The sequence below is a fragment of the Geminocystis herdmanii PCC 6308 genome, assembly GCF_000332235.1.
In the GTDB taxonomy this organism is placed as follows: domain Bacteria; phylum Cyanobacteriota; class Cyanobacteriia; order Cyanobacteriales; family Cyanobacteriaceae; genus Geminocystis; species Geminocystis herdmanii.
This window is the reverse complement of the sequence record NZ_CM001775.1, coordinates 303630-330268: the sequence shown is the minus strand read 5'-3', so window position 1 is coordinate 330268 and position 26639 is coordinate 303630. Positions and strand designations below refer to the sequence as shown.

Sequence of the window (26639 nt, the reverse complement as noted above, 5' to 3'; positions counted from 1 at the left end):
ACGAGACGGATTGCCGATTATTGATGAAAACCTATTAAACAGTAACCCCCTCCAATTCATCCTCCGTTTTCTCATATAAATCTTTGAGTTTATCTAATTTCTCCTCATCCGCATCCCAAAAACCGCGCCCATTCGCCTCCAACATCCTCCCCACAATATTGCGGAAGGCTTCGGGATTCGCTTCCCTTAACTTATTTGCCATGTCTTGATCTAATACATAAGTATCAACCGCTTGATCATATACCCAATTATCGGTAAAATCTGCTACTCCTCCCCAACCGATTAACGCTGTCATCCGTTGAGATATTTCATAAGCACCGCCAGAACCCTGATCAGCCATAGCTTTCGCCCATTTGGGGTTAAGTAATTTAGTGCGGTATTCCATGCGCAAAACTTGGTCTAATTTGCGAGGAGTGGTATCCTGAGAGAAACTTTCAATAAAACTAGCAGATACTTTTTTACCGCTTTGTTTTTCGGCGGCACGTTTCAAGCCTCCCGTATTGGCATAATATTCTTGAATATCCGTCAAGCCATACTCTACCGAGTCGATTTCCTGCACCACCGTAGCGCTAGTTTCTAATAGTTTATCTAAAATTTCGGGGCGCGTTTGCCCTTTATCCTTTCTACCGTAGCTAAAAACATTGCGACTTTTCCATGTATCCGCTAATTCATCCCCCGATTCCCAGTTACCATCCACAACTTGATCATTTACTAATGAGCCAAAATCACCGCTAGGATTAGAAAACAGTCGTGCGGAGGGGTTATCTATACCTTTCTCCTTTAATTCAAGGTAATGTTTGCGAATATAGTTATTTTCGATCGATTCCTCCGCAGTAGAAGCTCGATCGAACAAATCATCCAACAATTCGATAATATTAGTAAAAGTATCTCGAAAAATCCCTGATAAATTGCCTAAAATATCGATGCGAGGATGTCCAACTTTTTCTAAGGGCATCAACTCATATCTAACTATGCGCCCTGTGCCTTCTTTAACAGGCTCTGCACCCACTAATTCTAGTAAAATGCCGATCGACTCCCCCTTAGTTTTAATGGCATCTAAACCCCATAACATGACGGCTACAGTCTCAGGATAACTGCCGTTTTCTGCTAAATTTTGCTCAATAATCTTCTTGCCAATCTCCCTACCCCGTAAATATGCACCCTGAGAAGGCATCCGATAAGGGTCTAATGCGTGGATGTTACGACCTGTAGGTAATACTCCAGCACCATCTCTGAGTAAATCACCGCCGGGCGCAGGAGGGATATATTCACCGTTTAAGCCTCGTAGTAAATTAGTTAATTCGTCTTCCGTTTGCATTAACAAGTCACTGATTAACTGTTGTTGCGCAAAACGTTGTTTCAATTCTTCCTCTTTTTCGGCTTTTTTCTCAACTCTGGCGAATAAGTCACTATTATTTAACTCTTGGGCGAAGTTTTGTTGACTATAAGTATCATTAAAATAAGCCTCAAGGTAAGATTGCAGTTGCTCTGGATTGGGTTTTTCTCCTAAGATGTGTAAACCCGAGGAAAATAATCTTTGCTCAACAATTTGCAAATAGTCGTAAATTTGCACAAAATAATCGTTAAGGGCTTGTTTACTAAATAATTTGGCATTGTCAGCAGTAAATTCGATACCTAGTTTTTCCCCTTCGGTAAATTTGCAATCTTTATATAAGCCACTATCGACTATTTTCTGGATAATATCCCCTTTTAATAGCTGATTTTTCTCTGTATCTTCTCGATACTCGTTAATTAACTCTTTTAATGCCATTAACTCTTTATATAACCCTGCCCTACCGTAAGGAGGCACGTTATGAGAGATAATCACACCATAACCCCTTCTTTTTGCCAACATGGATTCGGAGGGATTATTGGCGGCGTAAATGTAGAGGTTAGGAATATCGCCCAATAGTACATCTGACCACGAATAACCCGTATTACCAAGAGGATTACCGGGCAACCATTCCACTGTGCCGTGCATTCCGAAGTGGATAATCGCATCGGCTTGAAAGTCATTTTGCAACCATTTATAAAAGGCGGTGTATTGGGGATGGGGGGTTAAATCCTTCTCAAACATGAGTCGCATGGGATCACCCGCTATACCGAGAGGAGGTTGTACTCCAATCCAGACGTTACCGAGTTGAATACCGCCGATTTGGAATTTATCACCGATGGTTTTTATGCCTGTTTGAGTGAGATTTCCCCATTGTTTTTGTATCTTATTGATTAGTATATACCCTAACCATCGATCGAGCGTCTTCACATCAACTGTGTTTTTGCCACCATTTTGCCCCCCTTCCCCCAAGTTTGGGGGTGAAATTTGCCCTTCTTTGTTCAAGTTTGAGGGTGAAAAAGTCCCCAATTTTGGGGATTTAGGGGCAGAGTATGAAATAAAATCATCGGCGGTTTTGACTTGTTTAAGAATTTCCTCGCCGTCTTCGGGGATGTTGTCAACGTTATAACCTTCTTCCTTCAATGCTGTTAGTAATTTTTGCAGAGATTTAGGCACATTCAATAAGGCTGCTGTGCCGGTTGCACCGTATCCGGGGGGGAAACCATATAAAATAATAGCAACTTTTCGATCGAACTTTTCCTTTCGTCTTAACTTAATCCAGTTATTAACTCTACCAGTGAGACGCTTAACCCTCTCAGGAATAAGGTATATATCTTCTCCCACTAAACCACCCAATGGGATAGTGTCGATCGAACCATCTAGCTCAGGTAAAGCGTATAATACCACACTTTGCAAACCACCGATCCCCTTTCTTACCCATGAATGAATATCTTGTATTAATAGAGGCGCAGCGACAATGTAGGGAATATTTTTTGCCGTTAAAATACGTTTAGCCACTTCTACCTGTCTTCCAGCTTCCATACTACCAGCTGGACCACCCACCAAAGGAAAACCGATGGTAGAGATAACCGCATCTACTTTTACAGCATCTTTTGATAAAGAGAGAGTTTCATTAATACCCTGACTACGTTTTTCTTGTTCATAATCCGTTGTCATCCAATCTCTTACAGCAACATGACCTTCTACTCCATTGATGAAAATGGGAAGGGGAATCAATCCTGCTTCTTCAAAATAACGAATCAGTTGAGGAATATAAGGTAGTTTACTGATAACGTGCTTACGATATAACAAAACCCCCACTGTTGGCAATTGATGGTTGCTTGTAGGGGTTAATGGCATTAACCCTCTTTCATCATTAATATTTTCTTCCTTTCTTCCTGTCTGCCTGTCTTCCTGTCTGCCTGTCTTCCTGTCTTCCTGTCTGCCTGTCTTCCTGTCTGCCTGTCTTCCTGTCTTATCATCATCTAATCTCTTTTGATACCAAGTCAAATACTCACGGGGAGAGGTAAAATAACCATCATAGTCAGGATGTAATAACCCCATATTAGGAGTTTCCATAACAGGAGGAATTTCCGATACCTTTAAACCGAGATAATTTTCTGCAATAAACCAACACATAGAGGCAACATTATCAACGCCCCCTGCATTCCAATAACCGTAAATAATCAACCAGTTGCGTAAATCTTGGACTTTTTTGACAGGAATGTACTTTAATAATTTAGGCCCTGTTTTTAAGAAGCTGATATATCCTGCAAGTTTATCTTCTTCTTTGCTATTGGTAAACTTACTCAAGATGAATTGTACAGGTTTAGGCATCCCTTTAGGCTTATCACCGATCGAAAACTTGCCTATCTGGGTTAAACTCATCAACTCTAAAGCCGACTCGAAAACCAAACGAATGGGAATATGAGCAACTTTTTCCCTTAACCACATTACTTGATCATAGTCGAAAATAAGACTAGCAAAGAAAACATCAGCAGTTTGTAACGCAGATTCCACTTTTTCTCTTTGAGTATTAATATCCCCATCGGTGAAAACGATAACTTCTAAACCTTCACAGCGAGATGTTGCGATCGAAGCTGATTGACGGTATAAACTACTATTAAAAGTCTCAAATCCTGTTATTAATACGATGCGTTTCATCTGCGTTGCCTCTAAGGTAATCTCGATTTTTGTTAAGTAATGTAAAACATTCTAGCATGGCGATTAGGTTAAATTCAGTAGGGAGTAGGGAGTAGAGAGTAGAGAGTAGGGAGTAGGGAGTAGGGAGAGTTAAATAAAACCTGACACCTGACACCTCTCAATTGTACACTGTTAATTGTTCATTATTCATGATTAATCGTCGTTTTTTTCTAATAGTATCTAGTGTCATATTTGCTCATATTTTTGCATCTAAAAACTTAGCTGATAATCAAAAAAATTCTAGCAATAAATCTAAACAGAAAATTATTATTATCGGTGCAGGAATAGCCGGATTAAGTGCAGGTAAAACTTTACAAAATCAAGGTTTCGATGTGCTTTTATTAGAGGGTAGAAATCGTATAGGTGGACGTTTATGGACAAGTAAAAAATGGAATGATGCTTTTGTGGATATGGGGGCTTCTTGGATTCATGGAAAAGAAGGTAATCCTATAGCCAAATTAGCTAATTCTATTAATGCTCAAGTTTTTCCTACTAAGAGTGAAAGCTCGATTATTTATGATCTTAATGGTAAGATAATTACTGATAAACAAGAAGAAAATTTAGAAAAATTAACGACAAAATTAGAAACGATTATTAGCACAATTCAAGATAATTATAATGACGATATTTCTTTACAAAAAGCCGTAGAAAAAGAATTAAATTGGCATCAATTATCCGATTTTGATCGAGCTAATTTTGAGTATTTATTTAACTCGATTATCGAACAAGAATACGCCGAAGATATATCTCAACTTTCAGCTTTCTATTTTGATGAAACCAAAGAATTTGATGGAAATGATTTACTATTTGTTAAAGGTTATAATCTGATTAGTGACTATTTAGCCACAGGATTAGATATTAAACTTAATCATCAAGTAGAGTCGATCGAATCTAACAATCAAGGAATTAATATTCTGACTAATCAAGGTAATTTTCGAGGAGATATAGTAATAGTAACTCTACCATTAGGAGTTTTACAGAAAAATATAGTTAAATTTTCTCCGCCTTTACCAAAAGAAAAATTAAAGGCAATTAATCAATTAGGTATGGGAGTTTTAAATAAATTATATCTCCGTTTTCCTCATCAATTTTGGGAAAAAAATTATGATTGGATTGGCAAAATTTCCCATCAAAAAGGGCAATGGAGTCAATGGGTAAATCTTGAATTGCCACTGAAAAAGCCGATATTATTAGGGTTTAATGCAGGAAAATTCGGGAGAGAAATAGAGTCATGGAGTGATGAAAAAATCGTCACCGATGCCATGAAAAATTTACGACAAATTTTTGGTAATTCTATCCCCCAACCAATAGATTATCAGTTAACTCGCTGGAGTCAAGATACTTTTACCTATGGTTCTTACTCTTATTATGCCACTAATTCAACACCGAACCATCGTCGAGAATTAGCTAAACCTATCAATCAACAAATTTTTTTCGCAGGGGAAGCAACTTCCTTAGATTATCCTGCCACCGTACATGGTGCTTATCTTAGCGGATTGCGAGTAAGTCAAGAAGTTTCAGCATTAAAATAACTTTAAAAACAAAACTGAAAAAAACTTGACAAAACTTTATATCCCAATTATAATTATTAATAGGTGAGCAATCGCCTAATCGTACCTCGAAAATATTATACACACATAAAGAAATCATAAAAAGATGACTACCACTTTACAGCAACAACAGTCTTCCGCATGGGAGCAGTTTTGTCAGTGGATCACTTCTACCAACAACCGCTTATATGTAGGTTGGTTCGGTACTTTAATGATCCCTACCCTCTTAACTGCCACCACTTGTTTTATTATCGCTTTCATCGCAGCTCCTCCCGTGGACATTGACGGTATTCGTGAGCCTGTAGCTGGTTCTTTGTTATACGGAAACAACATCATCTCTGGTGCAGTTGTTCCTTCCTCGAACGCTATCGGTTTACACTTCTACCCCATTTGGGAAGCAGCTTCCTTAGATGAATGGTTATACAACGGTGGTCCTTACCAATTAGTAGTATTCCACTTCTTAATCGGAATCTTCTGCTACATGGGTCGTCAGTGGGAATTATCTTTCCGCTTAGGAATGCGCCCTTGGATCTGTGTTGCTTACTCTGCACCTGTATCTGCTGCAACTGCTGTATTCTTAATCTACCCCATCGGTCAAGGTTCTTTCTCTGATGCTATGCCTTTAGGAATCTCTGGAACATTCAACTTCATGTTAGTATTCCAAGCAGAACACAACATTTTAATGCACCCCTTCCATATGTTAGGAGTAGCAGGTGTGTTTGGTGGTTCTTTATTCTCCGCAATGCACGGTTCTCTCGTAACTTCTTCTTTAGTTCGTGAAACCACCGAAACCGAGTCTCAAAACTATGGTTACAAATTCGGTCAAGAAGAAGAAACCTACAACATCGTAGCAGCTCACGGTTATTTCGGTCGCTTAATTTTCCAATATGCTTCCTTCAACAATAGCCGCGCGTTACACTTCTTCTTAGGTGCATGGCCTGTCATCGGTATTTGGTTCACCGCAATGGGTGTATCAACCATGGCTTTCAACTTAAATGGTTTCAACTTCAACCAATCTATCTTAGATAGCCAAGGTCATGTAATTGGAACTTGGGCAGACGTATTAAACCGTGCTAACATCGGTATCGAAGTAATGCACGAACGTAATGCTCACAACTTCCCCTTAGACTTAGCCTCTGCTGATGCAGTATCTGCACCCGTAATCAACGGTTAATCTCTAAAGGTTAGTAAAATTAAATAAACAAACAAGAAGCACTCTCTATTAACTTAGGGGGTGCTTTTTGCTGTCTTTAGGTTAGTCTCCTCTCTTATGTTCACTTTTTTGAATGGAGATTGAGGCTAATTCTAGCGTACAATAGACAATTAATTTATCCTTTTAGTAAGGAGTTGGAATCATTGTTTAGCAATACCGAAATTTATTTTCAGGCACAGGAAACCGTTGATTTGGAAGTCAAACAACAAACTATCCCCATTCAACATTACCTTCGACAACCCTTTCGTCTTGTCAAAACCATCGCCAATGAAAGGTTAATGAAAGTTTTAGGTTTCGATCGTTATCAACTGCAGATGAAACCAATTAACTTTTTAGAGATATATCACTTTCAACCCACGGTTATTTTAAAAGTTTGGACTGGTGCAAGTGGAAATGTCTATTTGCAATCTGAATCTTGCGAAATCAAAGGAATTGACTATATAAATCAAAGATTTTCTCTCAACTTAAAAGGTAAATTAACAGCCATAGAAAGAGATGGAAAAACTTACTTACAAGGCAAAGCTAATTTGACAGTAAAAGTGGATTTACCCCCCCCTCTATGGTTTACACCAAAATCTATTTTACAGACTACTGGAAATAGTTTATTAAAAGGAGTTTTGATGCGGATTAAACATCAATTAGTTTCTCAACTATTGCAGGATTATTATACCTTTTCTCAAGAGGAAAAAATGAACACCTTTAACCATGCCTTATTCCCTAGCAATTATCCTTCCTAAAAATAAGCAAAAGCCACCCTCCCCGACCGCTAAGGATCAAGAAAAGTGGCTTTATTTTATGTTTATATTATAACAATAAAATTTTGATTTGACAAGTATTTTTAGAAAAAATTTGATATTTTTAAGAATATTAATGGTAAGGAAATAATATTGTAGATGAGAAGAATATGTCGGTTTGTGTTAACAAATAAAAGATCAGATTTATCCAAATCCAAGTATAATTAGGAAACATTATTAAGTATTGGATCAAACAATGTCTTTTACCTTAATCAAAGGCACTTTTCACGCCTTGGGTTATTCTCCTGATGGTGATTCCATTCGCTTTAAAGCTAATAACCCTGAAAATTGGTCAAAATTAATCGGTATTCCACCTCAATTAAATGAATTTAATCATGTACAAATTCGGTTGATTGGTATGGATAGCTTAGAGACTCATTTTCTTCAGTGTAAACAAAGTGTAAAATGGGCTTTAAGTGCCGCCAATTTCTTGTTAAAATATCTCGAAATTGATGGAGTAAAATGGAATCAAGAGCAAAATATTATTATTAAAGCTGAAGATAATATTCAAGGTTTTATTTTAGCAAAAAAAACAGATCAACATGGGCGCCCTTTAGGGTTTGTTTTTAAAGGAAATATAGATGTTAAAGATGGGGAAATTTTCTTTTTGCCTCTGGAATTATTTTTTCAATCTATCAATTATCAAAGTTTGTTATATGGGGAATCTTATCCGACTTATTATCGTGGTTTAGCACCTACTTTAAGAAAAAAAATGACGGTAGCAGTTAATCATGCCAGAAAAAATAATTTAGGGGTTTGGAAAAGTGATTCAACCAATAAAGGTTTCCATGTTTGGGATTTATTTGATGAGGAAAAAGAAATTGTTATTTTACCTAAATTGTTTCGCCGTCTGGTGAGTTATTTAGAGACAAATCAAGAGTTAGAAGGTTTTAAATATTCTGTGGTAAAATCAGAAAAAGTCTTAGTTTTACCTGCTCAAACTAAAAAACTTTTTCGAGATATTATTATTCAAGAAGATGCTATTTTTAAGTTATCGGAATTACCTGAAGACTTAGTTTATTTATAAATAATTATTAACTGCCGATGAAAATTCGTGCAAACCAGAATAAAATGAGAGATAATAAAGCTAAAAAATCATAAATACTAAGTTTTAATTGATGCCATTGTACTTGATGTTCGTTAGGTGTTGTAAATCCTCGTACTTCCATTGCGATCGAAATTTGTTCTGCCCTTAAAAGTATATTTTCTAATAGTCTTTCGGCGACAATTACCCAAATTTGCAAACTTTTTTTAATCCCTAATTTTTTCCATTGTATCGCTCTGGTGCTGATCGATCGAATTAAATTTTGGATTTCTTCTAAGACTAAGGGAATAAATCTTAAAGCTAAAGTTAAGGTTAAAACTATTTCGGTTATGGGCAATTTAAACCTTCTTAAAGGGGATAATAATTCTTCAATTCCTGCGGTAATTTGCTCTGATGCGGTGGTTAATAAATATAAATTACTGCTATAAATTAGAGTAAAAAATAAAGTACTAACTCTAATAGCTAAATCTAACGAGCGACGAGTAACTTTAAAGTTTCCTATCTGATAAATTATATATTGATAATTGGTAGGTTGACTAATAGAAATATCACTACTAGGTAATCTTGGTTGATAGGTAAGATTAAAGCCATCGGGTGAAAATGATGTGAGGATGAAAATGAGAGTTGAGAAAAACAGTAACCAACTTAGTTGTTTTTTTTGCACTCGCCAAGGAATGAAAGCTAAACCAGTAATGACGATTAAAAATAAGACTAAAAAAATACGCCAATAGGGATTAGCCAATAAAGGAGACAGAATTAAACTCATCAACCATGCTAATTTAACTCTCGGATCGAGTTTATGTAACCATGTTAAGGGTTTCTCTAAGTATAATCCAATGGGGAGCGATCGTAATAAATCCATAGTTAATAATTAGGAAGATGTGAAAAAGTCTATCGATTAGGGAGTTAGGAAAGAGGAGATAGGAGACAGGAGACAGGAGAAATAATAACAGGAGACAGGAGAAATAATAAACATCTCCCATAATTTCGGTAGAGACGTAAAATTTTACATCTCTACAATAGTTTTAGGTATCAAAAATTGCTAAAAAGAGGGTTAAAATTATACTCAGGTTATGATACTTGAGAGAAGATACCAAAAACCGAAGTATATCCATGTAAGAAAGTAGTGCCTCCTACTTGCCCAATTTCCCCATTACAGAAAAAACCAGCTACGGGAATATCTGTGACATAGTCAAGGAATAACTGAGAATCGAAATTCGGTTTACCGTATAAACCCTCACCTCTACCCATGCAGGAAAACATCAACGCACCCACGGAAGAAGCAGTATCAGATTTTTCGTTACAATAATTAGTTAATAGGGTTTCTAAATCATCGGCGGAAGCCTTAGCATCTCTGAGGTGAAAACGTACTCTTTGCCCTGTTCTAATTTTGTCACCTACTGCGATCGCACCGTATTTAGGATCAACACCGACAAGATTACGAATGAGAAAATCCCCCGGTTTGAGTTGTAACTTAAATTCATCGCCCACGATGCCAATAAAAAGAGCATATTGTGCTAATTCTTGATCTTCAGGGCTAAGTTGTGCTATTAGTTGTCTTAATAATTTTAAGGGGTTATCGGTATTACCTGCATTGTCTGTCATTTCCACAATAATATTTCTTTCTCCTTGGGTGACTTGAAAAATATCTCCAATGGGGCGACAACCTTGCGCTACGATCGAATCTACTTTTATATTACCACTAAGGGCGACTCCTACAGTACCTTGAGAGAAGAAATATTCATCGGAATCTTCCCCATCAAAATAGAATAAACCACTACCGACTCCCATTGTACTAGCACTAGCTAACCCTCCTAACTTAATGGTATTCGGATAGGCAAAATCTAAACCTTCTAATAACTCATTGATTTTGGTAGAGAAAGAATCCGATAATAGAATAAAATTAGGTTGCTTTTCCATACTTACCCCAATCATCTGCCACCATTCATTTGGTGCGCTATCCAAATCAGGCAAATCTTGAGAAGTCACATAAAAAGGATTTATTTCCACATCAGGCAAACTAGCTACTGTCAAACTCAAAGCGGGGTATCCTTCTACTTCTTTCGGTTGATAATCATTTTTCATGCCGACAATGCCTCCTCCTCCACAACCAATAACACAAGGTAACGGAAGTTTCTCTAATAAAATGGGCATCAGTCGAGGATAATCACTAGCAAAAGCGGAAGAAATAAAGACAATACCTATATCGGGATTAGTGGTTAATTTAGATTTAATTTTTGTCACCACTTCATCAATGGCTTTTTCTAAAGACGCATTAGTTGATAAACCATTAACCCACTGAATTTGATTTGACATGATATATTTACCTATTCGATCGAGATGTCTTAATAAGAATAGTAAAATTCTTGATTCTAATCAAATATACAACGAAAAGAATTGAAAATTGAAAATTGAGAAAGTCAAGTTAAGTAAATAGTCATTGGGGGGTAACGAAGCAATCTCAAAATGTCATGTTATCATCAAAAAGCCCAGAACTATTTATTTCTTCTCCTGTTTTTTTTATTTCATGAATCAACCCACACAAAATTATCAATATCTTTACTTACATGGTTTTACCTCAAGCCCAAAATCTTATAAAGCGGTATATTTTAACCAAAAATACCAAGAAATAGGTATTACCTTAAATATTCTCGACTTTAATCAACCAGATTTTGTGAATCTTAGTCTTACTCGTCAAATTAATCAAGTTAGTCAGATTATTGAAGATAACCCTCATCAACAATTTATCTTAATCGGTTCGAGTTTTGGCGGATTAACTGCTAATTGGATAGGCTATAAATATACTGATAGAATCAAGGCTTTAGTGTTAATTGCACCAGCCTTAAACTTTGCTAAAAGTTGGCTACCAAAGTTGACAGAAGAAACCTTAAAACAATGGCAAGAAAAAGGTTTTATTTCTGTTTATCATCATGGCGAAAATAAAGAATTATTATTGAGTTATCATTTTTGGAAAGACTTAATAACTTATGATGATTCGATCGTAAATCATGATATTCCCACTTTAATTTTTCATGGCACAGAAGATGCTACTATTCCTATTGAAGTTAGTCGAGAATATGCCCAAAATCGTCCTCAAGTTATCTTAAAAGAGTTTAACAGTGATCATACTCTAGGTGATTGTGTAGATCAAATGTGGTTAGAAATCGTGGATTTTACCAAAGCCTTAAAATAATTTTTTTGTCATCTGACAATATTTAAAATATTTAAAAAGTTAGTAATCTAAAGTTATTTCTAAGCCTAATAAAACATTTTCTCCTGATAAATTAACGGGCATTTTTACTACTTCAACCACTTGATTTGGACGATAAATTTCTACGGTTTTATCCTGTGGATTAATTAACCATCCTAACTTTAATCCTGAGTCTAAATACTCCTTCATTTTTTCTTGTAACGGTTTAAGTCTATCACTTTTTGATCTTAATTCTATGACAAAATCAGGGCAAATAGGGGGGAATCCTTCCTTTTCTTTTTCGCTTAATGTTTCCCATTTTTCTAAAGATACCCAAGCCACATCTGGACTTCGATCGCCCCCATTTGGTAAACTAAATATAGTCGATGAACTAAATACTTTCCCTAGTTTTTTTTGACGATTCCAGTTATTAATATCTGTGATTAAATTAGCTTCTTTTTCGCCACTTTCAGCACCAACGGGGGACATAATAATTAATTCTCCTTGAGGATTTCTTTCTAATGATAATTCTGGATTATTGAGACAAAGTTGATAAAATTGTTGTCTATTTAAAGCAGTAATTGACTGAAGATTTAATACAGTAGTCATAATTTTTTTCTAATTATTTAGTTAGTAATCTAAAGTTATTTCTAAGTCTAATAAAACATTTTCTCCTGATAAATTAACGGGCATTTTCAATACTTCTACAGCTTGATTTGGACGATAAATTTCTACGGTTTTATCCTGTGGATTAATTAACCATCCTAACTTTAATCCTGAGTCTAAATACTCCTTCATTTTTTCCTGTAACGGTTTAAGTCTATCGCTTTTTGATCTTAATTCTATGACAAAATCAGGGCAAATAGGGGGGAATCCTTCCTTTTCTTTTTCGCTCAATGTTTCCCATTTTTCTAAAGATACCCAAGCCACATCTGGACTTCGATCGCCCCCATTTGGTAAACTAAATATAGTCGATGAGCTAAAAACCTCTCCTAGTTTTTTTTGACGATTCCAAACAATTAAATCACCAATTAAATTAGCTTCTTTTTTTCCACTTATACCACCAACGGGGGACATAATAATTAATTCTCCTTGAGGATTTCTTTCTAATGATAATTCGGGATTATTGAGACAAAGTTGATAAAATTGTTGTCTATTTAAAGCAGTAATTGACTGAAGATTTAATACAGTAGTCATAATTTTTTTCTAATTATTTAGTTAGTAATCTAAAGTTATTTCTAAGCCTAATAAAACATTTTCTCCTGATAAATTAACGGGCATTTTTACTACTTCAACCACTTGATTTGGACGATAAATTTCTACGGTTTTATCCTGTGGATTAATTAACCATCCTAACTTTAATCCTGAGTCTAAATACTCTCTCATTTTTTCTTGTAACGGTTTAAGTCTATCACTTTTTGATCTTAATTCTATGACAAAATCAGGGCAAATAGGGGGGAATCCTTCCTTTTCTTTTTCGCTTAATGTTTCCCATTTTTCTAAAGATACCCAAGCCACATCTGGACTTCTATCGCCCCCATTTGGTAAACTAAATATAGTCGATGAACTAAACACAATGCCTAATTTTTTTTCTTCATTCCAAAGACTAATTTTAAAATTTAAGTCAGATTCTTTTCTGCCACTTATACCACCAACGGGGGATATAATAATTAACTCTCCTTGAGGATTTCTTTCTAAGGATAATTCTGGATTATTGAGACAAAGTTGATAAAATTGTTGTCTATTTAAAGCCGTAATTGACTGAATATTTAATACAGTAGTCATAATTTTTTCTAATTATTTAGACTATTAAGTTAAGGATTTTATACAAATTATTTTTAAGTTTATTTAAAGTTCTTTTTCTAACTTAAAATTTTCTTGAATAATCAACTACTTTTATTTCAATATCATTTTTTTTCAAAAAAAGGCTAGAATAAAACAAAAAAGAATAGCACTCAACTACTCCTTGATCATTTTTATAACTTAAAGAAATTCTAATATGAGTACTGTAACAGAAAACGATTTAAAAGAGCTTTTAACTGTTAACTAATAATTTATTATAGTTTTTTATACCTACTCACGGGATAAAGGTTGACATTTTTTTAAAATATGTTAGCTTTTAATGAAGTCGATAACCAAGACTGTTAAAACTATTTAATTTAAAGATTAAATTAAATAAAAAATTAGTTATTATTCAAGATTAATCAATTAATTAGAATAATAAAAGTAGGGTGGGTTACACCCGAATCAACGCTTGTGGACAGTATCAAGCCGACTTGACTGGTAGAAGCAAGAAGTAAACGTCATAGGTAACTATGACGTAAGTTTTATATAACAGGTAAAAGAATTAATCATGCAACTGAGTAATCGAATGATTACCCAAAATGAGAAATTAAACGAGATGAAGGTAGATATAGCCACCTTACCATCTGGTAGAAATACAGGCAAGATGCCTGTTTTACTATGTCTATTGTAAACCTAACCAGCTTAATAAACCTTGTTTGGTAAAAAATTCGATCGAAAGAGTAATAATAAAGCCTATCATGGCGGCTCTACCATTTAACTTTTCAGCATAGCTATTAAAACCGAATTTAGGCTCATCAATGTTAGGAGTTTTGGAGGGTTGAGATTGTGTCATAACTTTAGTTGTCAAATATGAAGTTTTATTAAATTTTGTTAACATCATAGCATAATTTTTTCATTGTTCGATCGTCTTTTTGTCATTGTTAGGTAACGAAGCAATCTACGAAACCTTCTTTTTTGTTAAAAAATATTACAAATTATCACATAATAGGAAAATTCTTATAGGCTTGTAGTAGAGGCTTTAGCCGAAAATCCTATTATTTTGTCTCCAAAAAATGCTAAATATTTTCTCAGAAATTAATTTTAATACTATCAAAAATAATCCAGACTTTAAAGAAGATAGCGTTAGAGAAGTGATTATTTTACCCCTACTAAATTCATTAGGTTATACCGAAAATAATATTATTCGCAGTAAAACTTTACAGCATCCTTTCCTTAAAATTGGCAGTAAAAAACGCAAAATTAATTTAATACCTGATTATCTCTTAAAAATTGAAAATAATTATGCTTGGGTATTGGATGCAAAAGCCCCTAATGAGAATATTAAAAATGGTGATCATATTGAGCAAGTTTATTGTTATGCTAGTCATCCTGAAGTGAGAAGTAATTATTTTGCCCTCTGTAATGGTGTCGAGTTTAGTTTGTTTAAAACTACTGCTACTGATACCCCTATTTTATTCTTTTCTCTTGATGAATTTTCTCATTATTTCGATCGTTTAAGTAAATTTTTGTCCTTAAATAGTTTTCAATTTGGGAAGGGTTTTAGTTATGATCATCCCCCTAAATCCCCAATAAATGATCCCCCTAAATCCCCCTTAGAAAAGGGGACTTTCTCGTCTAACTTCCTCCTTATTAAGGATAATTTTTCGTCTAACTCCCCCCTTATTAAGGGGGGCTGGGGGGGATCATTTGACTACTTAAATCGCCCTTTATTAGCTGAAATTATCCCGAAAAAACAAGCGGCAAAAAGACATTTTGGGGTGCATGGTTATTTCACTAAACAAGTGTGGAATGTGGTGGCTGAATATATTAAAAATTTTAGTCAACCTAATGATACTATTCTTGATCCCTTTGGAGGTAGTGGTGTCACTGCCATTGAGGCTTTAATGAATAATAGAAAAGCCATCAGTATTGACATTAATCCCCTTGCTATTTTTCTCGTTAATTCCCTCATTTCTCCTGTAAATTTTGATGACTTAAACAAGGCATTTGAAAGGGTAAAATCAGCTTATCAAAAACATGAACCTATTACCGAAGATGAAATCAAAAAAGCCTTGCTAAAATATCCTTATCCGCAGGGTTTAAAACTGCCTAAAGGTTCGGATGTGGATACTATCGAAAAATTATTTAGTGATAAACAATTAGCTCAATTAGCTTTCTTAAAACATCTCATTAATAAAGAGAAAAATAAAAATATTAGAAACTCTTTAATGTTGGCTTTTTCTAGCACAGTAAATAAATATAATTTAACGTTTCATTATACAAAAACTGAAGGAGGAGGAGACAGTTCTATTTTTAGATATTATCGTTATAGAATAGCACCATCACCGGGTGAAATGCCTTTATTAAAAATTTATGAAACTAAGTATAAAAAAGTAATTTCTGCTAAAAAAGAGATGGAATATAATATTAATGAAAACACCATTTCTAACGCTCAAATTCTCAAAGCATCGGCGACAGATTTAAGTTTTATACCTAATGAAAGTATAGATTATATTTACACTGATCCACCCTACGGCAAAAAAATTCCCTACCTAGATTTATCGACTATGTGGAATGGTTGGCTAGATTTAGAAGTCACTGAAAATGACTATAATTTAGAGGCAATTGAAGGAGGAGAAAACCACAAATCTAAGGATGAATATAACGAATTAATCGCCCAAAGTATCAAGGAAATGTATCGAGTTTTAAAGTTCGATCGATGGTTGTCGTTTGTATTCGCTCATAAAGACCCCGAATTTTGGCATCTCATCATCGATACTGCTGAAAGTTGCGGTTTTGAATATAAGGGCGCAGTTGCTCAAAAAAATGGACAAACTAGCTTCAAAAAACGTCAAAATCCCTTTACCGTCTTATCTGGACAATTAATCATAAATTTTTGTAAAGTTCGTACTCCTCGAACTATTTTAAAGGCTAATTTGGGAATGGATATAGCAGAAATTGTTATCCAGACGATCGAGGGTGTAATTGCTAAAAATGATGGGGCTACCCTTGAGCAAATTAATGATGAATTGATTATAAAAGGCTTAGAATTGGGGTTTTTAGATTTATTGAAGAAAGAATATTCAGATTTAACTCCGATATTATTAGACAACTTTGACTATGATGAAAATAGCGAATTATTTACTATTAAAAAAGATACTAAGTTTAAGTCTCACATAGACGTAAAACTAAGAATTAAATACTATTTAATCAGTTATTTAAGAAGGATGGAAAGAGAAAATAAAACCAGCACTTTTGATGAAATTGTCTTGAATATTTTACCCTTATTAAAAAATGGTACAACTCCCGAAAATCAAACTATTTTAACAGTGTTAGAAGACATTGCGGAGAGGGTAGGAGAAAACCATTGGAAATTGAAAGGAGAAGGGCAATTAAGTTTATTTTAGCTCAAGCTCAGATAAAAACTAATGAATATTGTTTATAATTTACAAGGAATAGAGTTTGAATGGGATAGTAATAAAGCTGATAGTAATGTTATTAAACATGGAGTCACATTTGAAGAAGCTGTAGAGGTTTTTTTAGATCCATTTTATCAAACAGGAGATGCTACTAGAAACAATGAGCAAAGAGAATTTATTCTCGGTTACTCTTTAAAATATCGTCTTTTATTAGTCATTTTTATGGAAAAAAATCAAAGAAATCGTATTATTTCCGCCCGTCTTGCTACTCGTTATGAACAAAAATTATATGAACAATCATAAAGATTATACTTTAACAATCAAGCCTCGTTCTGAGGAAATAATATCTATTAAAATTCCTTCAGATACCCTTAAACAATTAGAAGAAATAGCTCAAGAAAAAGATATGTCTTTGGAGGCTTTAATCAGATTTTATATAGGCAAAAATTTAAGGGAAGAAATTAGTCAAAAATTTGCTCAAAAATTAATGAACTCTACTCTAAAAGTTTTAAGTAAGCATATTTCTTCTGAGTCAGAAAGAGAACAAATTATTAAAGAAATTCAATTAGAATTATAGATTTTATATTTCCCTCAAAATTACCTCAGTTCGATATAAAAATAGGTGGGGGCTGACTTGGAAGACAGGAAGACAGGCAGACAGGCAGACAGGCAGACAGGCAGATTGTATTTCTGGTGAATGAATAAAATTCTCTCAAAAGTACATCAAATATTGAGAATTTTTCTCCCTGTCCACTTGTCCACTTGTCCTCCTGTCTAGTTTTCATCATCCCCTAAATCAAGTTTTGTTGGGTTACGCTAACGCTAACGCTAACCCAACCTACATTACGACATTACTTTAAACTGCTATAAATTTGTTTAAATAGTCTTTGTTGTTGACTATGATCTACAATGGGACTGGGATAATCACAACTTTGAGCTAGAATAGGGGATATTTTGCCCGTGACTAATTCTGCCGTATCAAGATGACTAATTTCGGGCAACCATCGGCGAATATACTCCCCTTCATTGTCAAATTTTTGGGCTTGAGAAGCAGGGTTAAAAATCCGTAACGGCTTGGCATCCATACCACTGGAGGCACTCCATTGCCAACCGCCATTATTAGAGGCTAAGTCACCATCATAGAGTTTCTGCATAAAGTATTTCTCCCCCCAACGCCAATCAATAATCAAGTCTTTGGTTAAGAAACTGGCAACTATCATGCGACAACGATTGTGCATCCATCCCGTTTCGTTTAACTGTCTCATAGACGCATCCACAATGGGATAACCTGTTTTGCCTTCACACCATGCTTGAAATAATTTCTCGTCATTTTGCCAAGGAAAGTTTTTAAATTGTTGTCGATACGCACCCTCCGCCAATGCAGGGAAAAAATAGAGACAGTGTTGATAAAATTCCCGCCATGCTAACTCCTTTTGCCATGTAATGATATTCTCTCTGGCTTCGTCACTTTGGGTATTTTCTAACTCCTCTACTGTATTTTGCCATAAAGTTCTCGGTGCGATCGAACCAAATTTTATTGCTGCGCTTAATTGAGATGTGCCATCCATCGCAGGATAATTTCTCTGCTCATTATAATCACATAACAAATAACGACAAAAATACTCTAATCTTTCCTGTGCAGGAGTTTCTCCCCCGGAAAGCAACAATTCATTATCCCAAATAAAACCTAAATCCTTCAAAGAGGGTAAAGGAATTAACCCCAATTTTTTACTAACGGTATATTCTTCCTCCGTCAAACTCGATAAATCTTGAATAGGGGGGAGGGGTTTTAATTTTTCCTGTTGTGACCAATTATTCCAAAAAGGAGTATAAACCGTATAGGGAGTATTAGACTTAGAAAGAATTGTCTCAGGGGGATGCAATAATTGATCCCAAAATGTCTCAATTCTGATACCCTTTGTTTGTAATGCAAGTTCGATCGTCTTATCCCGTTGTCGTGAAAAAGGCTCAACATCAAGATTCCAATAAACTGCTTCTGCTTTTAATGCTTCTGCTAAAGAAGGGATAATATTCAGAGGAGAATCATGAAAAATTAGTAAATCACTCCCTAATTTTTGATAATTTTTTTGCAATTCTTCCAAACATTCCAATAAATATTTTACCCTTGCTGGGGCTATATCATCACCTTTTAAAATAGCAGGATCAAGACAAAATATTCCGATAATTTTATTGTTTTTTTTCCTAGCAGAAAATAAGCCGAGATTATCAGTAATTCTCAAATCTTTACGATGCCAAAAAATGATTAAATTATTCATAATAAATATTTGAGATTTTAAGTTAGTTTTTCTAAAGGTAAATCAATTAATTAAATTAATTTTTAAACTTATTTACTAAATTTAATTAAGATTTTTTTATCTATTTTAACAATTTTCTACCCTCTGGTTATCGAGGGTAGTCGAGATAAGCTAAGACGCATTTAATCTTCCTTTTTTATACTCTAAATCACTTTCTGTAAAAGGTTCAATATTGCCAAATAGGTGCGTTTTAGCTTCCCCTTCTTTCCTCCTAGTCTTATCTTCACCATTTTTCTATCTTCTTTTTCCGAACTCCTTTCTCCTCATTTTATTAACTTTTGTTAAGCACTTTTCTTAATAATTCGCAACAAAGTTTGTTGATTCTGAGAATGATCTTGTATCCTAAGATTGTGGGGATCAATCTAAAAGTAGGGCTTTAATATTCATTATTAGTTTAAGTCTAATCTTATTAACTAAAGTCATTGAGTCTAGTTATTAATAATTTCATTATCTCAATATAAGCATTCTTCTAATTACTAATTCATCAGCTAATTTTCCTTAACTTATTTACAAAACTTAATAAAAATATAACATAAATCATTAAAAAACGGGTAATTAAAGGGATATTTGTATCTATAATTGTTGAAATTCTATTAATAGCTTTTGATGGACAAAACAATAGGATCAAAGATATAAATTGATAAAGAATTAATCTAATTGTATGGCAATAATGACCTTGATTTGTCTAAAACAAGTAAGTTCGATCGAACTCTTTTTTGTAATCAGATAAATTCAGCAATTAGATTTACATAATTTTCCCTGACAGAATGATTCTCTTATCACCATAAAAACCCATATTAGGAGAAAAAACCATGTCGAGAAGAAAGAAAAAGTTTGCTTGTGGTCACAGTGGTTACGGTAGAGAATGCCATAGATGTGAGCAATCTCTTGTGGCTAGGGAGCAAAAAAGACGAGAAAAGAATGCTTGGCAGGAGACATTTTGTAATGATCCCATTGATTTAAGCTCTTTACCGAAAAATGTCGTCTTAAAAGCGAGACAGATTATCCATAATATTCAAAATCATACCAGTTATACCAATTTTAGGGGAAAAAGGTTACGGCACGATCGATTTATTATTAGTATTCCCGTGACGAGAAATTATCGCCTTATCTGTAGGGATTACGGCAGTTTTGTCGCCCCCGAAGCGGTGGTTTCCCATGAGGATTATAACGTTTGTAAACCCGGCATTTAAGCAGGGTTGTTTCATTTTCAAATTTTTGCTTAATTAAGAGGGAGTAAGGAGTAAGGAGTAAGGAGTAATGAATTATGAATTATAAATGAGAAATGAGGATTAAATTTTTTGAAAACTCATTCTCCATTTTCCATTCTCCATTCTCCATTCTCCATTTTCCATTCTCCATTCTCCATTCTCCATTTTCCATTCTCCATTCTCCATTCTCCATTATTTAGATGGTGTCAGGAGTCCTTTTGACTTTTTTAATGGGTAAATTAGCACTTAAAGATGTAGCTCGATCGTTACTTTGAATCGAAAACTCCATTTCTTCTACATCCACATCCAAATAACGACTCACGACTTCTAATATTTCTAGGCGCATTTTATCAATTAATTCGGGGTTAACTCCAGCTCGATCGTGCGCGATAACTAACTCTAGTCTATTTTTAGCACGATAGCGACTTTTTTTGGGGGCAGCCCATGTACTAATCGTATTGACTATATCTTTGAACATAACATTTGATTTATGGTATTCAGGGATAATTAATAATTAAAAATTTGAGAATTGAAGTAGATACTTTTTGTCGGTTTTAACTCTTATTGATCAACTTAGATGTGTCTTAATTGATCACAAACAACCTTAGTCTTAGTTTTGTTTATTGGATAAACCGAAAAAACGCTTTAATCGAGTAAAAAGGGTATCTTGACTAGCCATTAAATCCAGATAAGGAACTTCTACACCATCGATTCTTCTAGCAATATTTTTGATTGCCATAGCGGGGAGAGATTCTTGTTCACTGATTACTAAAGGCTCACCACGGTTAGCGGATGTAATAATTCTCTTATCATCTGGTACAATACCAATTAAAGGCACGACTAATAAGTCTAAAATATCTTCTACGCTTAACATTTCATCGGCTTGTACCATTTCTGGACGCAGACGATTGACGATTAGGCGAATACTTTTCATATTCTCACTTTCTAACAGTCCCACTACTCGATCGGCATCCCTAACGGCAGCAACTTCAGGAGTTGTCACAATTAAAGCCTCTTGGGCGGCTACGATCGCATTCCTAAATCCCATTTCAATACCCGCAGGGCAATCCACAAAAATAAAGTCAAAATTAGGGCTTAATTGTTCAATTACATCCTTCATTTGATCTGGTGTAATGGCATCCTTAGTGCGATTTTGTGCCGCAGGTAACAAATTTAACCCCGGAGTTCTTTTATCCTTGACGATCGCCTTTTCTAAAGTACACTCTCCCGATAAAACATCAATAATAGTGTAAACAACCCTTTGTTCTAATCCTAACAATAAATCCAAATTTCTTAAACCAAAATCCGCATCGATTAAACAGACTTTTTTCCCTAACTGTGCCACCGCCGTACCTAAATTAGCTGTAATGGTGGTTTTACCCACCCCACCTTTTCCAGATGTAATAACAATAACTCTACTCATAAAAATTATTTTTCAGGGAATAAATATAAATAATAACTAAGCAAAACTCATTGTACATTGATAATTGAGAATGGAGAATGGAAAATGGAGAATGGAAAATTTTTTCTTTCCTATTTCATCACCCAGTAATTTTCAGAAGTAAGAAAATCATGGAGACGGTGAAAATTTTGTGCTGATTGAATCTTAATACCTTCCTTGCCAATATAAGCAACTTCTGCCATATCAGGAGTATTATCTGGTACTGTTGCCACTAAATCCGCAATTCTTAATTGTGTTGCTTCTAATTTTAATGCCATAATCGATGCTTGACGATTTCCCATATATCCCGCATGGGCAATGCCCCTTAAACTACCCCAAATGAATATATCTCCTCCTGCTAAAATATTTGCGCCGGGGTTAACGTCTCCTAAAATAATCACAGTGCTAGGATGACAGATTTCTACGCCCGATCGAATAGTTGTCTTCAGATATAATGGTTCTGCTAAATCTTGATTTATCTCTCTTATATCCTCTGGGTTAGTAATTCCTGTAAAAGTTTCCTGTTGTACCGAAAAACCAGCACTAGAAGCCGCTACTGCCGTTTGACGGCGACGGGTAATAATCAAGCTCAACGTTAAGCCAATTTGTTCTAAGATGCCTTTTAACTCGGTAATTTGACGAGTATCCAGTAGTCTATCCTGACTTTGTAAATGGGTTTTTGTGCCTAATTGCCAAGATTTATCAATTTTTTGTAACCTAATTTTAAAATCATCAATAATCCGTTGCCATTGATTCACCTCAGTTTTATTAACTGATGGTAAGGTAACGATGACAATATCACCTTTTTTGATTAAATTAATTTGCTCTTTACTGCTTAAAGTCTTGAGAGGAGGAGATTCAATCTTTTTTTCAATAATATCCGATTCAGTCATTTTTTTCTTTACTCAATTCTACAGTCCTTGACAACTTTCTATTATCTATTCTCCTAGCCCATCACAACTTTTTTAAATCCATTAGAGCAATTCGATCGAACTTATTAAAGCCACTACGCCGTTTTACCTCAGTTTATGACCTGGATAACCAGGGTGGACACCAATGTTTCTGTTTTCGTTTCCGAGTACAAAAGCTCGGTTTACTGCTACTAGAACACTATCAGTTTCCGTATAACTCAAGTATAGATCAAAAAACTTGATTGGCAGTCACCAACGTAGTAGCCATATTAATAACTATGATAATGATTTACTGATTTTTCAGCAACATTTTTAATAATTAGGCGTTGCTTCATAGTCTTTTGATGAAGGTAGGAGAGAGGAGTCAGGAGACAGGAGATAGGAGAAATACGAAAAATAAAAGTTTTTTGAGCTATATATAGTATATACAAATACAAAAAAAATAAAGAATTAGGTCAAAAGTGTTGACTATCAACTTTCAAGTGTCCATTAGTTGTTACAAAATGTTAAATTTTACTGTACCGAATCGCTGTATTTTAAAGATAAAGACTTTTATAGAAAATAAATTGTAAGATATGCTAGATAAAATTTTATATGCTGATTCTGGTAATGGCAACACTCAGGAAATGTTAAAAACCTTATTAGATATTCCCGCATTTCAACACAGTGAAATTACCATTCTTCATGTGATTCCCCCCCAAGTGTCGGCAGATGCCTTAGCAGAAAAATGGGAAGAAGGCGGAAAAGTGCTTTCGGATATTGTGAAAAATGTCCATATCGATCCTACTAAAGTTTCGACTATTTTAAAACAAGGTGATCCTAAAGACACGGTTTGTAATACTGCTCAAGAAATTAACGCCGATCTTATTTTAATGGGTTCGAGAGGTTTAAAACGTCTTGAGTCTTTCTTAGAAAATTCTGTAAGCCAGTATGTATTTCAATTGACCGATCGACCCATGCTATTGGTGAAAGATGATATATATGTGCGTAAAATTAAACGAGTAATGTTAGCTTTAGATAAATCAGAATCCTCTGAATATGCCTTAGAATTAACGTTACATATGTTAAAAGACTATCGGGAAGCAGATTTATATTTAGTCAGGGTTAACCCCGATATGAGTTCAGATTTAGACTTATCCACTGCGGAAATGGAACAAAACCCCATTTTAGCTCCAGCATTGATGAAAGCAAAACGCATGGGTATTAATACTAAATGTATTGTAACTGGAGGCAGACCGGGTAAACAAATTTGTCAATTAGCGGATGATAAAAATATTGATTTGTTATTATTAGGTTCGCCCGATCGACGTCCTTCCGTTGCCAAAAACTTGGTTGATTTAGACCGTTTATTGGGTACTTCTTTATCCGACTATATTCGAGTAAATGCAAATTGTCCTGTTTTCTTGGTGCGTAAATAAATTAAGGTATTAGGTGTTAGGTATTAGGTGTTAAGGTAAAAATTGATCAAAAACTGATAATCATTGATTTGCTGATAATGATCACTATAGGGTTAAAAATGATTTAAGATTAACGATATTAATTATTAACTCACGATTCACTAATTGACCTTTTTGGTAACTTCTCACTATGTTATGAATCAGTTTTACGAAAATAAGGGTAATATCCTCTTAATTGACGATTTATCAGATAATTTACAGTTGTTAAGTGAGTTACTGCTATTAGGTTATAATGTTCGTAGTGTCACCAGTGTCAAAATGGCACGAAAAATATTAAAAGCGAAACATCCCGATGTCATTGTTTTAAACATTAATACTCCTCAAGTCAATTGCTATCAAATTTGTCAATTTATTCAACGTCATCAGAAAACAATTAATATACCTATTATTTTTATTGTTACTTTAAATGAACAGCTTGATAAAATTAAAGCCTTTCAATGTGGAATTACAGACTATATCATTAGACCATTTTACTTAACTGAAGTGGTAACAAAATTAGAAATGATATTGACTATTCAAAGACAAAAATATTTTTTAGAAGCAGAAATAAAAAAACGCAAAAAAATAGAAGATATATTACAAAATTCGAGGGCTTTAATTTTAAGTGTGCTGAATAGTTCTAAAGATGCGATCGCAGCCTTTCAGTCCATAAGACATTCCAAGACAAAAAAAATTAAAGATTTTCGTTGCTTAGTAGTGAATCCTATTTTTGCGAAACTGTTCGATCGTAGTCAAAATGAGATTATTGGTAAGGTAGGATTAAAAAATTTAATCGCTCAAATCAATCAAGAATTTTTTGAAGATTTTGTGACAGTGGTTGAAACGGGGGTGTCTTTAGAGAAAGATTTTTATTATCCTCAAGAGGAAAATTCTTGGTATCAATTGGTAGCGGTGAAATTAGAAGATGGTTTTGCTATCACCGTGAGAGATATTACGGTGAGTAAAAAATTTGAGATTCAACTTCAAGAAGGTAATCGTCAATTGCAATTAATTGCTAATTTAGATGGTTTAACTCAAGTGGCTAATCGTCGCTGTTTTAATGATTATTTAAAGAAACAATGGGAAAAACATCTGGAAAAACAACAACCTTTGACTTTGATCATGATTGATATTGATTATTTTAAACTTTACAATGATCATTATGGACATCAACAAGGAGATGAATGTATTTACCGAGTTGCTCAAGGTATTGCGATGATTATTAAACGCCCTACAGATTTAACTGCCCGTTACGGAGGGGAAGAATTTGCGGTGATTTTGTCTAACACGAAAATTGAGGGGGGATTAATCATGGCTGATTTGATTCAAAGTACGATCGCTTCTTTTGAAATCCCCCACGAAAAATCTAAGGTCAATTCTTATGTTACCCTCAGTATGGGGGTTTCCTGTTTAATTCCTAATGAGCATTTAGGTTTAGAAGATTTAATCGGCAATGCGGATAAGGCTTTATATGAAGCGAAAAATCAAGGGCGCGATCGAATTGTTTCTTTTTAACTAAATAAAGAAAGAAGTCCCACGCTGAATTTTTCTACAAAAACGCCCACAAAATCAGCGTGGGGGCTGCTACGCAGTGCCTTCGGCAGGAATTTCTTTGATCATAACAGAGTCCGATAGGACATTTCTTTCTCCAAAATCAAAATCTTATGCTAAGATGGTTTTTATCATCAACCAAGATTGTTAGTAAAGATGCACAAAGCAATAAAAGTAAGATTATACCCCACAAATGAACAAGCCCAAAAACTGAGTCAAGTTATGGGTTGTGCTAGATGGTGGTATAACTACGCTCTAAACTTGTGTAACGAAACCTATAAAGCAACTGGCAAAGGGCTGACTCAGATAGCTTTGAATAAGCATTTGCCGAAGCTCAAAAAAGAAGAAGATACACTTTGGTTGAAGGATTGCTATTCACAAGTGTTGCAATCTGCGACTCTTAATCTCACTAAAGCGTTTAGGAACTTTTTTGAAGGTAGAGCAAAATATCCAAAATTCAAGTCCTTTCATGGAAAACAGTCTTGTCAGTACCCTCAAAGTGTCTCGATCATAGATAATTGTCTGAAAATCCCACAATTAGGATTAGTCAAAGCCTCTATTCATCGAATATTTGAGGGAGAAATTAAAACTGTTACTGTAAGTAAAACCTCTACGGGTAAATACTTTGCGTCTATTCTCTTTGAAACTGAGCAAGATTTTCCTGAAGTAACTATTACGGGGAAAGTCTGTGGTATTGACTTGGGAATAAAAGACTTCGCCATAGTAAATGATGGTGAAAAAA

At 34.6% G+C, this 26639-nt stretch carries 23 protein-coding genes and 1 other RNA gene; 12 read left to right on the top strand and 12 right to left on the bottom strand.

Annotated features, from left to right (window positions below; all coding sequences use genetic code 11):
• Window positions 1–34: 34 nt before the first annotated feature.
• Complete coding sequence (gene bchH, locus SYN6308_RS01705) at window positions 35–3997, bottom strand: magnesium chelatase subunit H (protein WP_017292701.1); 3963 nt, start codon at window positions 3995–3997, stop codon at window positions 35–37.
• 188 nt (window positions 3998–4185) lie between these two features.
• Between bchH and SYN6308_RS01700 the strand changes: the two genes are divergently transcribed.
• The 4 genes from SYN6308_RS01700 to SYN6308_RS01685 all read left to right on the top strand — a co-directional run bounded on the left by SYN6308_RS01700 (window position 4186) and on the right by SYN6308_RS01685 (window position 8620).
• The gene (locus SYN6308_RS01700) at window positions 4186–5568 is read left to right on the top strand and encodes a flavin monoamine oxidase family protein (protein ID WP_017292700.1); all 1383 of its coding nucleotides are present in this window, start codon (window positions 4186–4188) and stop codon (window positions 5566–5568) included.
• Between the two features lie 124 nt (window positions 5569–5692).
• A complete protein-coding gene (psbA, locus tag SYN6308_RS01695) occupies window positions 5693–6760 on the top strand; it encodes a photosystem II q(b) protein (protein ID WP_017292699.1) in 1068 nt (355 codons plus the stop codon).
• 182 nt (window positions 6761–6942) lie between these two features.
• Window positions 6943–7536 (top strand): DUF1997 domain-containing protein, encoded by a 594-nt coding sequence (locus SYN6308_RS01690; protein WP_017292698.1) that lies wholly within the window; start codon window positions 6943–6945, stop codon window positions 7534–7536.
• Between the two features lie 253 nt (window positions 7537–7789).
• Complete coding sequence (locus tag SYN6308_RS01685; protein ID WP_017292697.1) at window positions 7790–8620, top strand: hypothetical protein; 831 nt, start codon at window positions 7790–7792, stop codon at window positions 8618–8620.
• A 7-nt stretch (window positions 8621–8627) separates the two neighbouring features.
• Here SYN6308_RS01685 and SYN6308_RS01680 read toward each other — a convergent pair whose 3' ends face one another.
• Window positions 8628–9500 (bottom strand): energy-coupling factor transporter transmembrane component T family protein, encoded by an 873-nt coding sequence (locus SYN6308_RS01680; protein ID WP_017292696.1) that lies wholly within the window; start codon window positions 9498–9500, stop codon window positions 8628–8630.
• A gap of 209 nt (window positions 9501–9709) precedes the next feature.
• Window positions 9710–10954 (bottom strand): FIST signal transduction protein, encoded by a 1245-nt coding sequence (locus SYN6308_RS01675; RefSeq protein ID WP_017292695.1) that lies wholly within the window; start codon window positions 10952–10954, stop codon window positions 9710–9712.
• A 211-nt stretch (window positions 10955–11165) separates the two neighbouring features.
• Between SYN6308_RS01675 and SYN6308_RS01670 the strand changes: the two genes are divergently transcribed.
• On the top strand, window positions 11166–11831 hold the full coding sequence (locus SYN6308_RS01670; RefSeq protein ID WP_017292694.1) for a YqiA/YcfP family alpha/beta fold hydrolase: 666 nt from the start codon (window positions 11166–11168) through the stop codon (window positions 11829–11831).
• 39 nt (window positions 11832–11870) lie between these two features.
• Here SYN6308_RS01670 and SYN6308_RS01665 read toward each other — a convergent pair whose 3' ends face one another.
• The 4 genes from SYN6308_RS01665 to SYN6308_RS25085 all read right to left on the bottom strand — a co-directional run bounded on the left by SYN6308_RS01665 (window position 11871) and on the right by SYN6308_RS25085 (window position 14466).
• A complete protein-coding gene (locus tag SYN6308_RS01665; protein WP_017292693.1) occupies window positions 11871–12437 on the bottom strand; it encodes a Uma2 family endonuclease in 567 nt (188 codons plus the stop codon).
• A gap of 21 nt (window positions 12438–12458) precedes the next feature.
• A complete protein-coding gene (locus tag SYN6308_RS01660) occupies window positions 12459–13025 on the bottom strand; it encodes a Uma2 family endonuclease (protein ID WP_017292692.1) in 567 nt (188 codons plus the stop codon).
• 21 nt (window positions 13026–13046) lie between these two features.
• Window positions 13047–13613, bottom strand: coding sequence for a Uma2 family endonuclease (locus tag SYN6308_RS01655; RefSeq protein ID WP_017292691.1), 567 nt, complete (start codon window positions 13611–13613; stop codon window positions 13047–13049).
• Window positions 13614–14295: 682 nt separating this feature from the next.
• Entirely contained in the window at window positions 14296–14466 is a 171-nt protein-coding gene (locus SYN6308_RS25085) for a hypothetical protein (RefSeq protein WP_026101857.1), read from the bottom strand.
• Window positions 14467–14686: 220 nt separating this feature from the next.
• Between SYN6308_RS25085 and SYN6308_RS01645 the strand changes: the two genes are divergently transcribed.
• Genes SYN6308_RS01645 through SYN6308_RS25080 form a run of 3 tightly spaced genes read left to right on the top strand, consistent with a single transcriptional unit; the run spans window position 14687 to window position 17609 of the window.
• The gene (locus SYN6308_RS01645) at window positions 14687–17020 is read left to right on the top strand and encodes a DNA methyltransferase (protein WP_017292689.1); all 2334 of its coding nucleotides are present in this window, start codon (window positions 14687–14689) and stop codon (window positions 17018–17020) included.
• 21 nt (window positions 17021–17041) lie between these two features.
• Window positions 17042–17335, top strand: a complete 294-nt coding sequence (locus SYN6308_RS01640) for a BrnT family toxin (protein WP_017292688.1) — start codon at window positions 17042–17044, stop codon at window positions 17333–17335.
• Window positions 17322–17609 carry a ribbon-helix-helix protein, CopG family gene (locus SYN6308_RS25080; protein ID WP_017292687.1) on the top strand — a complete coding sequence of 96 codons (288 nt, stop codon included), beginning with the start codon at window positions 17322–17324 and terminating at the stop codon, window positions 17607–17609. Before SYN6308_RS01640 ends, SYN6308_RS25080 begins: the two co-directional genes overlap by 14 nt.
• 274 nt (window positions 17610–17883) lie before the next feature.
• Here SYN6308_RS25080 and SYN6308_RS01630 read toward each other — a convergent pair whose 3' ends face one another.
• A complete protein-coding gene (locus SYN6308_RS01630) occupies window positions 17884–19308 on the bottom strand; it encodes an FAD-binding domain-containing protein (RefSeq protein WP_017292686.1) in 1425 nt (474 codons plus the stop codon).
• A gap of 851 nt (window positions 19309–20159) precedes the next feature.
• On the opposite strand from SYN6308_RS01630, the gene SYN6308_RS01625 reads away from it, so the two are divergent.
• A complete protein-coding gene (locus tag SYN6308_RS01625; protein ID WP_026101856.1) occupies window positions 20160–20540 on the top strand; it encodes a DUF7682 family zinc-binding protein in 381 nt (126 codons plus the stop codon).
• 214 nt (window positions 20541–20754) lie between these two features.
• Here the strand turns inward: SYN6308_RS01625 and minE are convergent, their stop codons facing one another.
• The 4 genes from minE to ssrS form a co-directional block, all read right to left on the bottom strand.
• The gene (gene minE / locus SYN6308_RS01615; RefSeq protein WP_017292683.1) at window positions 20755–21036 is read right to left on the bottom strand and encodes a cell division topological specificity factor MinE; all 282 of its coding nucleotides are present in this window, start codon (window positions 21034–21036) and stop codon (window positions 20755–20757) included.
• A 132-nt stretch (window positions 21037–21168) separates the two neighbouring features.
• Complete coding sequence (gene minD, locus SYN6308_RS01610) at window positions 21169–21981, bottom strand: septum site-determining protein MinD (RefSeq protein WP_017292682.1); 813 nt, start codon at window positions 21979–21981, stop codon at window positions 21169–21171.
• A gap of 110 nt (window positions 21982–22091) precedes the next feature.
• Window positions 22092–22892 carry a septum site-determining protein MinC gene (locus SYN6308_RS01605; protein WP_017292681.1) on the bottom strand — a complete coding sequence of 267 codons (801 nt, stop codon included), beginning with the start codon at window positions 22890–22892 and terminating at the stop codon, window positions 22092–22094.
• A gap of 103 nt (window positions 22893–22995) precedes the next feature.
• A non-coding RNA gene (gene ssrS / locus SYN6308_RS23690) (6S RNA) lies at window positions 22996–23180 on the bottom strand.
• 305 nt (window positions 23181–23485) lie between these two features.
• On the opposite strand from ssrS, the gene SYN6308_RS01600 reads away from it, so the two are divergent.
• The 3 genes from SYN6308_RS01600 to SYN6308_RS21450 form a co-directional block, all read left to right on the top strand.
• The gene (locus SYN6308_RS01600) at window positions 23486–24328 is read left to right on the top strand and encodes a universal stress protein (RefSeq protein WP_017292680.1); all 843 of its coding nucleotides are present in this window, start codon (window positions 23486–23488) and stop codon (window positions 24326–24328) included.
• A gap of 174 nt (window positions 24329–24502) precedes the next feature.
• Complete coding sequence (locus SYN6308_RS01595) at window positions 24503–25861, top strand: GGDEF domain-containing response regulator (RefSeq protein WP_017292679.1); 1359 nt, start codon at window positions 24503–24505, stop codon at window positions 25859–25861.
• Between the two features lie 192 nt (window positions 25862–26053).
• A partial coding sequence (locus SYN6308_RS21450) for an RNA-guided endonuclease InsQ/TnpB family protein (RefSeq protein WP_017292678.1) occupies window positions 26054–26639 on the top strand: 586 nt, incomplete at its 3' end.

What these genes read in the sequence shown, in the direction of transcription:
- SYN6308_RS01600 (WP_017292680.1), top strand. Translation starts at nt 23,486, where the DNA reads ATGCTAGATAAAATTTTATATGCTGATTCTGGTAATGGCAACACTCAG.
- SYN6308_RS01595 (WP_017292679.1), top strand. Translation starts at nt 24,503, where the DNA reads ATGAATCAGTTTTACGAAAATAAGGGTAATATCCTCTTAATTGACGAT.
- SYN6308_RS01700 (WP_017292700.1), top strand. Translation starts at nt 4,186, where the DNA reads ATGATTAATCGTCGTTTTTTTCTAATAGTATCTAGTGTCATATTTGCT.
- SYN6308_RS01640 (WP_017292688.1), top strand. Translation starts at nt 17,042, where the DNA reads ATGAATATTGTTTATAATTTACAAGGAATAGAGTTTGAATGGGATAGT.
- SYN6308_RS01645 (WP_017292689.1), top strand. Translation starts at nt 14,687, where the DNA reads ATGCTAAATATTTTCTCAGAAATTAATTTTAATACTATCAAAAATAAT.
- SYN6308_RS01605 (WP_017292681.1), bottom strand. Translation starts at nt 22,892, where the DNA reads ATGACTGAATCGGATATTATTGAAAAAAAGATTGAATCTCCTCCTCTC.
- SYN6308_RS01675 (WP_017292695.1), bottom strand. Translation starts at nt 10,954, where the DNA reads ATGTCAAATCAAATTCAGTGGGTTAATGGTTTATCAACTAATGCGTCT.
- SYN6308_RS01685 (WP_017292697.1), top strand. Translation starts at nt 7,790, where the DNA reads ATGTCTTTTACCTTAATCAAAGGCACTTTTCACGCCTTGGGTTATTCT.
- psbA (WP_017292699.1), top strand. Translation starts at nt 5,693, where the DNA reads ATGACTACCACTTTACAGCAACAACAGTCTTCCGCATGGGAGCAGTTT.
- minD (WP_017292682.1), bottom strand. Translation starts at nt 21,981, where the DNA reads ATGAGTAGAGTTATTGTTATTACATCTGGAAAAGGTGGGGTGGGTAAA.
- SYN6308_RS01625 (WP_026101856.1), top strand. Translation starts at nt 20,160, where the DNA reads ATGTCGAGAAGAAAGAAAAAGTTTGCTTGTGGTCACAGTGGTTACGGT.
- SYN6308_RS25080 (WP_017292687.1), top strand. Translation starts at nt 17,322, where the DNA reads ATGAACAATCATAAAGATTATACTTTAACAATCAAGCCTCGTTCTGAG.
- bchH (WP_017292701.1), bottom strand. Translation starts at nt 3,997, where the DNA reads ATGAAACGCATCGTATTAATAACAGGATTTGAGACTTTTAATAGTAGT.
- SYN6308_RS01630 (WP_017292686.1), bottom strand. Translation starts at nt 19,308, where the DNA reads ATGAATAATTTAATCATTTTTTGGCATCGTAAAGATTTGAGAATTACT.
- SYN6308_RS01655 (WP_017292691.1), bottom strand. Translation starts at nt 13,613, where the DNA reads ATGACTACTGTATTAAATATTCAGTCAATTACGGCTTTAAATAGACAA.
- SYN6308_RS01670 (WP_017292694.1), top strand. Translation starts at nt 11,166, where the DNA reads ATGAATCAACCCACACAAAATTATCAATATCTTTACTTACATGGTTTT.
- SYN6308_RS01665 (WP_017292693.1), bottom strand. Translation starts at nt 12,437, where the DNA reads ATGACTACTGTATTAAATCTTCAGTCAATTACTGCTTTAAATAGACAA.
- SYN6308_RS01680 (WP_017292696.1), bottom strand. Translation starts at nt 9,500, where the DNA reads ATGGATTTATTACGATCGCTCCCCATTGGATTATACTTAGAGAAACCC.
- SYN6308_RS25085 (WP_026101857.1), bottom strand. Translation starts at nt 14,466, where the DNA reads ATGACACAATCTCAACCCTCCAAAACTCCTAACATTGATGAGCCTAAA.
- SYN6308_RS01660 (WP_017292692.1), bottom strand. Translation starts at nt 13,025, where the DNA reads ATGACTACTGTATTAAATCTTCAGTCAATTACTGCTTTAAATAGACAA.
- minE (WP_017292683.1), bottom strand. Translation starts at nt 21,036, where the DNA reads ATGTTCAAAGATATAGTCAATACGATTAGTACATGGGCTGCCCCCAAA.